This window comes from Prevotella sp. AM23-5 (assembly GCF_003473645.1).
GTDB lineage: Bacteria > Bacteroidota > Bacteroidia > Bacteroidales > Bacteroidaceae > Prevotella > Prevotella copri_A.
This window is the reverse complement of record NZ_QUCG01000109.1, coordinates 1-7,703: the sequence shown is the minus strand read 5'-3', so window position 1 is coordinate 7,703 and position 7,703 is coordinate 1. Positions and strand designations below refer to the sequence as shown.

Annotated in this window: 10 protein-coding genes; all 10 read right to left on the bottom strand. The window is 49.4% G+C overall.

Annotation, left to right across the window (positions count from 1 at the left end; translation table 11 throughout):
• Positions 1–86: 86 nt before the first annotated feature.
• The 10 genes from DW657_RS16125 to DW657_RS16080 are packed head-to-tail and all read right to left on the bottom strand — an operon-like array spanning position 87 to position 7,557.
• Positions 87–572 carry a lysozyme gene (locus DW657_RS16125; protein WP_117587572.1) on the bottom strand — a complete coding sequence of 162 codons (486 nt, stop codon included), beginning with the start codon at positions 570–572 and terminating at the stop codon, positions 87–89.
• Positions 569–1,060: a DUF3872 domain-containing protein gene (locus tag DW657_RS16120; protein ID WP_369973485.1), complete on the bottom strand. Its 492-nt coding sequence runs from the start codon at positions 1,058–1,060 to the stop codon at positions 569–571. The genes DW657_RS16125 and DW657_RS16120 overlap by 4 nt, the downstream gene beginning before the upstream one ends.
• Before the next feature lie 15 nt (positions 1,061–1,075).
• Entirely contained in the window at positions 1,076–1,945 is an 870-nt protein-coding gene (locus tag DW657_RS16115; RefSeq protein WP_117587570.1) for a toprim domain-containing protein, read from the bottom strand.
• A gap of 12 nt (positions 1,946–1,957) precedes the next feature.
• A complete protein-coding gene (locus tag DW657_RS16110; protein ID WP_117587569.1) occupies positions 1,958–2,539 on the bottom strand; it encodes a conjugal transfer protein TraO in 582 nt (193 codons plus the stop codon).
• A 3-nt stretch (positions 2,540–2,542) separates the two neighbouring features.
• Positions 2,543–3,571: a conjugative transposon protein TraN gene (traN, locus tag DW657_RS16105; RefSeq protein WP_117587568.1), complete on the bottom strand. Its 1,029-nt coding sequence runs from the start codon at positions 3,569–3,571 to the stop codon at positions 2,543–2,545.
• 59 nt (positions 3,572–3,630) lie between these two features.
• On the bottom strand, positions 3,631–4,974 hold the full coding sequence (gene traM, locus DW657_RS16100) for a conjugative transposon protein TraM (RefSeq protein ID WP_117695632.1): 1,344 nt from the start codon (positions 4,972–4,974) through the stop codon (positions 3,631–3,633).
• Positions 4,955–5,245 carry a TraL conjugative transposon family protein gene (locus DW657_RS16095; RefSeq protein ID WP_153089026.1) on the bottom strand — a complete coding sequence of 97 codons (291 nt, stop codon included), beginning with the start codon at positions 5,243–5,245 and terminating at the stop codon, positions 4,955–4,957. Before DW657_RS16095 ends, traM begins: the two co-directional genes overlap by 20 nt.
• An 11-nt stretch (positions 5,246–5,256) precedes the next feature.
• Complete coding sequence (gene traK, locus DW657_RS16090) at positions 5,257–5,880, bottom strand: conjugative transposon protein TraK (RefSeq protein ID WP_068856390.1); 624 nt, start codon at positions 5,878–5,880, stop codon at positions 5,257–5,259.
• A gap of 30 nt (positions 5,881–5,910) precedes the next feature.
• The gene (gene traJ / locus DW657_RS16085) at positions 5,911–6,924 is read right to left on the bottom strand and encodes a conjugative transposon protein TraJ (RefSeq protein WP_068856391.1); all 1,014 of its coding nucleotides are present in this window, start codon (positions 6,922–6,924) and stop codon (positions 5,911–5,913) included.
• A 3-nt stretch (positions 6,925–6,927) separates the two neighbouring features.
• Positions 6,928–7,557, bottom strand: coding sequence for a DUF4141 domain-containing protein (locus tag DW657_RS16080; RefSeq protein ID WP_118313418.1), 630 nt, complete (start codon positions 7,555–7,557; stop codon positions 6,928–6,930).
• Positions 7,558–7,703: the final 146 nt, after the last annotated feature.

The following is a 7,703-nucleotide window of genomic DNA, read 5'->3' as shown; positions in this document are numbered from 1 at the left end:
CCGTTTTTTCCTTATCTGCGATGCTTGCAAAGAACAAAGGACAGCCCCCAATCAAAAGGACTGTCCTATTTTTATAAAACCTTATACTATGGAGTAAACAAGAGCAGATACTCCATTTTTCTTCTTCGCTCGATGGAAGGCACTATCTTTCCGTTCCACCTTTTGAAGTCCACATAATCACGATAGATGTTTCTGTTGCCACTTCGCATCTTGGCATACATCCGGCTTTTCATCACCTTTCCACACCCCACATTGTAGGCAAGTGTAGCCAAGAGCAGCGAGTCACGACCGAAGCCACGGAACATGGCGCACAGCTTTCTGAGGTCAGAGCGCAGCAAGGCATCGGCTTGCCGTTCCGTCATTCTTGGAGAAAACTTCTCGCCAGGCAACAGCTTGTGCCCATATCCGACATAAGGATGGTGCTTCGGTCCGTGCAGACCCTCGTACTTCTTGATGCAGGCGACAGCCAACTCAAAACGTGACACATGACAAACTCGCTTTATCGCCCCTTGCGTCTGGGCAGACAAGCTGCCCGACACAAGAAGCAAGGCTAACAATATCATCAACCTCATACGCTACCGAGTTTGTTGGCACTTATCGCAAACTCTTCCTCCTCATCAGTATCGTTGAAACTGAACTCCATTTCGTATGACTTGCCGAAGTTGTCCTCTACCACCACTGTCAGCGTCTGTGTCTCCGTGCTTGCCGAGGTATAGTAAAGACGGAACTTCTCGTTCTCCAACAGATAGCGGTCGTTTGGTTGGAACACCGTTCCGTTCTCCATTCTCAGCGAACCTTTTCCGTCATGCTGAAAATAGCGGATGGTATAGATGGTGCCGTCAAACTTTCCCTCCGCCTTCAACTCGCAGCGGATTTCAACGGTCTGTCCACGCACAAGGTCCTTTGGCACAGGCATCGTCTCCACCTTGAACGGATACGACTGCTGAATGTCCAGCTCATCGCTGCACGATGAAAGGATTACCGACACGGCACACACGAAAAGGAATGCCAACACGCTCACTGATTTCTTGATTTTATTGTTCTTCTTCATTGTCTTGATGTTTTTGAATGATTGTTACTTTCTTGTCTTATGGCTCATCAGGTACTCGTTCAAGTCCTTGTAACCTGTGTATAGATGCGAATGGTCAATGACCTTATCGCCATATCGCTTTTGCAGTTCGACACAGGCATTCTCGCCTGCCTCGTCATTGTCCAAGTGACAGTACACTTGTGCATAGCCATCTAAAAGATGATGCACCTTTTGCATATTAGCCACCGAGTTGAGGATAATATGATCCTCACCACGACCAATACCGAGAATTACGGCAGAGAGGAAATCCATAAAACCCTCGTACAGATGGCAGACGTTGCAGTTCCTGCCAATGAGAGTGATGTCCTTTGGCGACACGCAACCTTTGAAGAAGCGGTTGCGTATCTCGTAGCCATCGCTGTTGTTCTTGAAACCGACAGCAAAGAACTGTTTGCCATTGTATCGGTATTCCACCTGACAGCAGAAACGGCTCGCCACGTCAGCCGATATGCCACGCTCACGCAAGTACTGTCTGAGAGCAGGATGACTCAAAGGCTTTTCCACAATATCACTAAAGTGATTGCCTTTTGCCTTCACAGCCTTTTCCGCTATCCTTTGATAATGCGGAAACGATGTCGGGAAACTGCCACCAAGCGTTTCAGATATGAACTTGGCTTGCGCCACAAACTCATTGCTGTTGATGAGCTCCCCTGCGAGGTTGAAGATGTCACCACCTCTGGCGATGCCATAGTCATACCAGACATTCTTGTCCGTTGATACCCGAAACGAAGGATTGCGGTCGTTGCGGTATGGCGCATGATACCAAAGTCCCGAAGCCTTGTACTTGACAGGCTCAATGCCGAGAACATAGAGAAAGTCCACAATAGGCACTTGTTTGATTTCATTGATGTCCATAGGCTCACTGTTTTAGTTGATGATGAACTTCATGCCGATGCCAAACTGCGTGTGGAAATGTCCCGTGCTGTTGCCCCAAACAAGCCTTTCCTTAACGGAAGCGGTCAAAGCTATTGCATCCGACAGGTATATTTCCGTTTCCAATGCCACGGCACCGCCATAGATAAACGCTCCCTTGTTCTGCAAGGTCGCTCCGTCTGACATGGTTCTCTTGCCCCAGTTTACGGACTCATAGCCAGCCAGTGCCGTACCTCCGATATAGAACAGCACCGTCTTGCTGTTGTCGGAAAGGAAGTTGTAGGAATAACCGAACTCGCCCGTCATTTGTGCTATTGGAACGGAAGTTTCACGGTAAGGCTGATGTACTTGCAGATATTCCGCCCCATACGTCCACTTGTCACCACCCTTGGTATAGCTCGAAAGTCCGAGACCTGCATAATAGCCAGCCTTGCAGGACTTCTTGCCGTTATATACACCGTCAGCAATGCCGACCTTCACCTCGATGCCTTTCATCTGAGGAAGGCATCGTTGGGCGAATGCCTGCCCTGCGGTGAGGGCAAGCATCGCCATGATTGCAATGTTTCTTCTTTTCATCCGTTACTTCACGCTAAGTTCGTTGATTGTCAAAGCTCGCACCAAGTCGCTGTTCTCCACGACAAACGACTGATGGCGACCGCCTTCCTTCTCATTCATCTCCACGACAAGTTCCTTGTCGTCTGGAATGGTAAATTTCGGCAAACAGAACACCGTCTGCTCCGTTTTCTTGCCAGCCACACGCACCACATAGTTGTAGGCACGGACAGGAAGAAGCACCTGCTCCTGAATGGCGGTTCGCTTCGCCACCTTCTTGTCCACCACCTTGAACGTGATATAGTCCACGTCAAACGGCACGTTGCTCTGGTTCTTGATTTCTGTGTGGAAATACAGCAAGTCGCTGTGTACATAGATGCCCTTCAAAAGGTACTGGATTCCGAAACGCTTGCTGCCGATGTGCTTCACCTTGCGTTTGTTCTCCTTGTGGATGGACTTCATGATGAGGTGTACCAGCATGGGACTTTCCTTGCCCAACTCCTTGAGATAAATCTCCTGCGCATTGTTCGGGCGGTTCACCGCCTCACCGTCATGGATGAAGTCAGCCATCTCGATATTGAGCATGAGCGGTTCCTTGGCATACTTCACATTGAATGTGTAGAATGAGCCATCCTCCGTGATGACGCTCATATTGGTCTCCTTTTTGAAGTTCTTCACGGCTGCTTTTACACGGATAACATTCTCCGCACCGTCCGCCTTGCCAGCTATCAAATCCTCTGAACCCAAGTCAACGTACTTGACAGAGGCAGGAAAGAGAATATGAACCGTCTTGTCATAAGTCACTTCCAAACCATGAGGTGGAATCATGCGGTCGAAGGTCAGCTTCTTGGTCAAGCCGTGATAGAGGTTGCTGTTCTCTTCCTTCTGCGGATACACCTCCTTGGTCAAGGTCAGTCTCTCTTCCTGGTCGGAAGAAACATTGCTTACTTGCTCAGTCTTTACAGACTTCTGCGCTTTTTTCTTGCCTGTCTTCTGCGCTGATGCAGTGCAGGCTACGCCCAGCATAATGGCGAACATGATTGTTGTCTTCTTCATTTTGGTTTGCTTTTAATTAAACTTTTGGATTAAGTGGTATAAATGTTGTTGCCTTTCGGCTAATCTTCCTCTTGGTAGAGCATGACCCTGTAGCCAGCCTTCAGGTGTATCTTGACGGTACGCATCTTCTTGGAGATATACTGCGACACGCCTTGTATGACACCTTTTCCCAAGTCGGAGGCAAGTTGGGCACCGGCATTGGAGGAAATGTTGATGCTGCTGTTCAGCGAGCTTCCCATGTTGGCACCGACTTCCTTGGCTGCGTCAACCTCCATCGACTTCGGGATGAAGATGCCCTCCTGACCGTCATTGTCATAGACGGCAAGCTCAATCGGGATAATCATGCCGTTGTGCTCAATGGACTTCAAGGCTATGGAAAGCCTTTCGCCTTGCAATCGTGCCACTCCGACAATGACAGAATTTCGTGGTATCTCCCTATTGCCGACACGCATAGATTCCAACAATCTCAACCTTACTGCCTGTCCGTCCGTTATGGTCTGGTTGCCGTGGATGCAGGCAGAAATCGTGTTTTTGTCGGAAACACCACCTCTTCCGATGGCGGTATTGAACCTTGCCGAAGCCTTTTCCGAGTAAGAGGCGACAAACTCCCCGTTACTCATGGGGCGGTTCAAGGACGAGACTACACGCCTTTGAACTTGCCTTACAGGTGTAATCTTGGCTTTCTTGCCCTTGGTGACAGCTTCCTTGTTTTCCTCTGTTGCAGTTTCTGCTGATGAAGGACTTGCTGCATTGGCATTTCCACCAGGCATGTACTTTGCCGCAAGTTGATAGGACTTCTCCATAAGGGCAACTTGCTCGTCCATATTGGAACGCTTGCTTTCCTGTTGCATCATGCTTGCCTCCAGCTCATCAAGACGTTTCCTCAACTCAGCATCTTCGCTGCTTTCCCCTTGCTGTGGCTGTTCATAGAAACCGCCCAAGGTCGTGTTCAAGGTTCGGTATGCCTCGGCAGACGAGCGGATGGCATCCGTCTCCTGTCTTTCCGCTTTTGTAGGCTGTCCACCAGACTGCATCAAGTCAAAATCCTTGTCCTGCCCCGATGCCGTGGAGTCCATGCCTGGCATGTACTCACCAAGAGTGTTCATAGCTCTGCTTTTTTCCTTCTGCTTATTGGCAAAATCCTCCTTGGAGTATGCCTTGCGCTTGTCCGCCTCCACATCTGTCTTCTCCGCATCGGGCATTTCCATGTTGAATCCCTTGCTGCCTTTCTCACCCTCTGATGCAGACGGCTTGAAGATGAGCCATAACACCAATGCGCAGACGAGACACATGCATGGTATGGCAATCATCTTGTTACGCTTGATACGCTGTTCCTCTGTCAAAGGCTTCTTTTCCTTTGGAGCCTTATCCGGCTCCATCTTGTCATTCTTCTCTTTCTCCATGTATCAATTCATTCAGGTTGGTCACTTGCTGCCCCTTGTCGGTGGGCAACTTTACACTCTCAATATGCTCAACCTCTATATTTGAGGTCTTGCCGTTTCCGAAGTTGATGATGGCTGAACCTATCATGTAAAGGCTACAGAGGGCAAACAAGCCGAACATGACGAGCACGACTTTCAGTCTCACCCTTGGCGGAAGGGAATCCAGCCTGTCACGCAGTCTTCCCTTCATACCATTCACCTTTTCTTGGATTGTCTTAATCGGATTTTCCATTCTTGCTATTTTTATCGTTCTACTGTACTGATGTCCCTGTTCTCCACAATGGTGAAACCTTCAATGGTAAAACCATTCGGGTTGTCGTCGGAGCGTGTGGCATTCACTAACCTACATACGGTGACAAGACTTCTTTCCGTCACATTGCTCTCTCGGAGTATCACCTGCCGTGCGTAGGTCTTGGCTTGATAAGGGTAGTTATCAAAGTTACAGACCACGCTGTCAACTTGCAGCGACTGGTTGATGTTTCCTGCAATGAGTCGGTTATAAAAACCTTTCTCCGCAAAGTCCTGGTAATAGTTGTATGCGCTCTTGTCTGCCAGCAGCAAGGCTCGTTTCACGTTGTGCTCAATGGCACTCTTTTCGGGAGAGAGCGTGAAGAACAGCTCATGAAAGCGTCTCACGTGTTCCCTTGCCTCGGCAGGTCTGTTCTGTGAGAGGTCTTGCGAGAGAGCGAGCATCAGTGACTTGCCTCCATCAAGGACGTATATCTTCTCGCGTTGCTTCTCCGCAAATCGGAATGCGAACACCACCGAACATATTGCAACAACAGCGCAACCGATGACGAGGACGATGCAGAACAGGCGTATCTGTCTGAACGAGGTCTCGATATTCTTCAATGACTTGAATTCCATTTTTCTTTTCGTTGTATTGTTCATGAATGACTATATTTTCTTAAATCCGCTCTTGATGAGCCTTCCGGCACGTCCTGCCACATTTCCAGCCGTTGCTCCTGCGATGCTTCCGCCCAGTGAGCCTGCCGTGTTCACGTTCCGGTTGTAGTTGCCGATGCCGCCACCTGCCTGTATGATCCATCCCGCCACGGTCGGTATGGTGAAGTAACCTATGATTCCGATGATGAGGAAAACGATGTAAACACCGTTGCTTGCCTCAATGGAAAAGTTCGGGTCGTTCTGCAATGCCTCGATGTCGTTTTGCAGCATCAGCACCTGTATCTTGGCAAGGATGGTACTGAACAAGTCCGAAACGGGTAGCCAGAGATAAATCTGTATGTACCTGCAGAACCATTGCGTCAGCGTGGACTGGAATCCGTCCCATACCGATATGGCGAAACAAAGCGGTCCGAGGATGGACAGGACGATGAGGAAGAATGTCCTCAGCACGTCTATGACCAGTGCAGCGGCTTGAAATAGCAGCTCCAGCAGTTCACGGAAGAAATCACGGATGCTCTTTTTCATACTGTACATGCCACGCTCCACATACATTCCTGCCATTGTCACCACGTCGCCGGGTGACCAGCCGAGTTCGTCAAGCTGCTTGTCAAACTCCTCGTTGCTCACAAGGTATGCGGTTTCCGGATTGCGTTTCATCGCCTCATACTCCAGTTTGTCTTTCTGCGCCCGGTATTCATTCATGTCGAAGGTCTGTGTCTCCAGCATGGAATGTGTACCTTGCACGATGGGACTCATCACGCTGTTGAGCGTACCGAGCACGATGGTCGGGAAGAACATGATGGCAAGTCCGATGGCAAACGGACGGAGCAGCGGAAATACGTCTATCGGCTCTGCCCTTGACAGTGACTGCCAAACCCTCAGGGCGACATAGAACAGCGCCCCAAGTCCTGCAAGTCCCTTGGCAATGTCCGTCATGTCGGAACACAGCGGCATCATCTCGTCATACAGGGACCGCAGTATCTGGTGAAGATTCTCGAAATCCATAGGCTACCAGTATTTCTCGTTTGACTTGCCGTAGAGTCCCATGATGCGGTCGAGGTCGTTTTTCTTCTTGGCACGCAGATAACTCACGGAAATGTTCTTGTTGGTGTAGTAGCTCACAAGATTGCGGTAACGCTTCATCTTCGAGTAGCAGCGTTCCACCACGTCCATTCGCTCCTTGTCCGTCATGGAAAGGGTCGTGATGTTCACCACGTTCTTCAGTTCTGTCAGCACATCGTTGCTTTCCTCCAGCAGTTTGGTGTAGCCGAAGCCGATGGCGGAGAGTTCCTCCACGGAGAAATTGTCATCGTGCATCATCTTCTGGTAGTTGTTGATGTAGATGTCCGTGATGTCACCCACCATGAGGATGGTCTGCTGCACCTTGCGTGCATCCTTGACGAGGTTATTCACCGACTTCAGCGCATCGTAGTACTTCTTGCCCTGCTCGTAAATCTTCACGGTCTCTTTGAAGTTGTTGAGCATGTTTTGAGCCGTCGAAGATGTGTGGACGATGTTGTTGGACGAGTTGATGATACTCTGCGCAATGTTGGTAGGATCTATGACAGACCACTGTGCGCTTGCCTTTCCCGCCATCAGCAGGAACAGGCAGATTGTTATGATTACTTTTGTTCTCATTTTACTTTTGGATTAAGTGGATAATGAATTTCATTTGTTCTCTTGTTTGTCCTCTGCAAGCTGTCGGATGGCGGCTTCCATGTCGCCACCGAGTTTCTCCGCCAATGCCCTTACCTCCAGTTTCTCACTTTCCTCAGTCGTATAGG

Coding starts and splice junctions, on each gene's coding strand:
- DW657_RS16125 (WP_117587572.1), bottom strand. CDS start 572: ATGAGGTTGATGATATTGTTAGCCTTGCTTCTTGTGTCGGGCAGCTTG.
- DW657_RS16115 (WP_117587570.1), bottom strand. CDS start 1,945: ATGGACATCAATGAAATCAAACAAGTGCCTATTGTGGACTTTCTCTAT.
- DW657_RS16110 (WP_117587569.1), bottom strand. CDS start 2,539: ATGAAAAGAAGAAACATTGCAATCATGGCGATGCTTGCCCTCACCGCA.
- traN (WP_117587568.1), bottom strand. CDS start 3,571: ATGAAGAAGACAACAATCATGTTCGCCATTATGCTGGGCGTAGCCTGC.
- traM (WP_117695632.1), bottom strand. CDS start 4,974: ATGGAGAAAGAGAAGAATGACAAGATGGAGCCGGATAAGGCTCCAAAG.
- DW657_RS16095 (WP_153089026.1), bottom strand. CDS start 5,245: ATGGAAAATCCGATTAAGACAATCCAAGAAAAGGTGAATGGTATGAAG.
- traK (WP_068856390.1), bottom strand. CDS start 5,880: ATGGAATTCAAGTCATTGAAGAATATCGAGACCTCGTTCAGACAGATA.
- traJ (WP_068856391.1), bottom strand. CDS start 6,924: ATGGATTTCGAGAATCTTCACCAGATACTGCGGTCCCTGTATGACGAG.
- DW657_RS16080 (WP_118313418.1), bottom strand. CDS start 7,557: ATGAGAACAAAAGTAATCATAACAATCTGCCTGTTCCTGCTGATGGCG.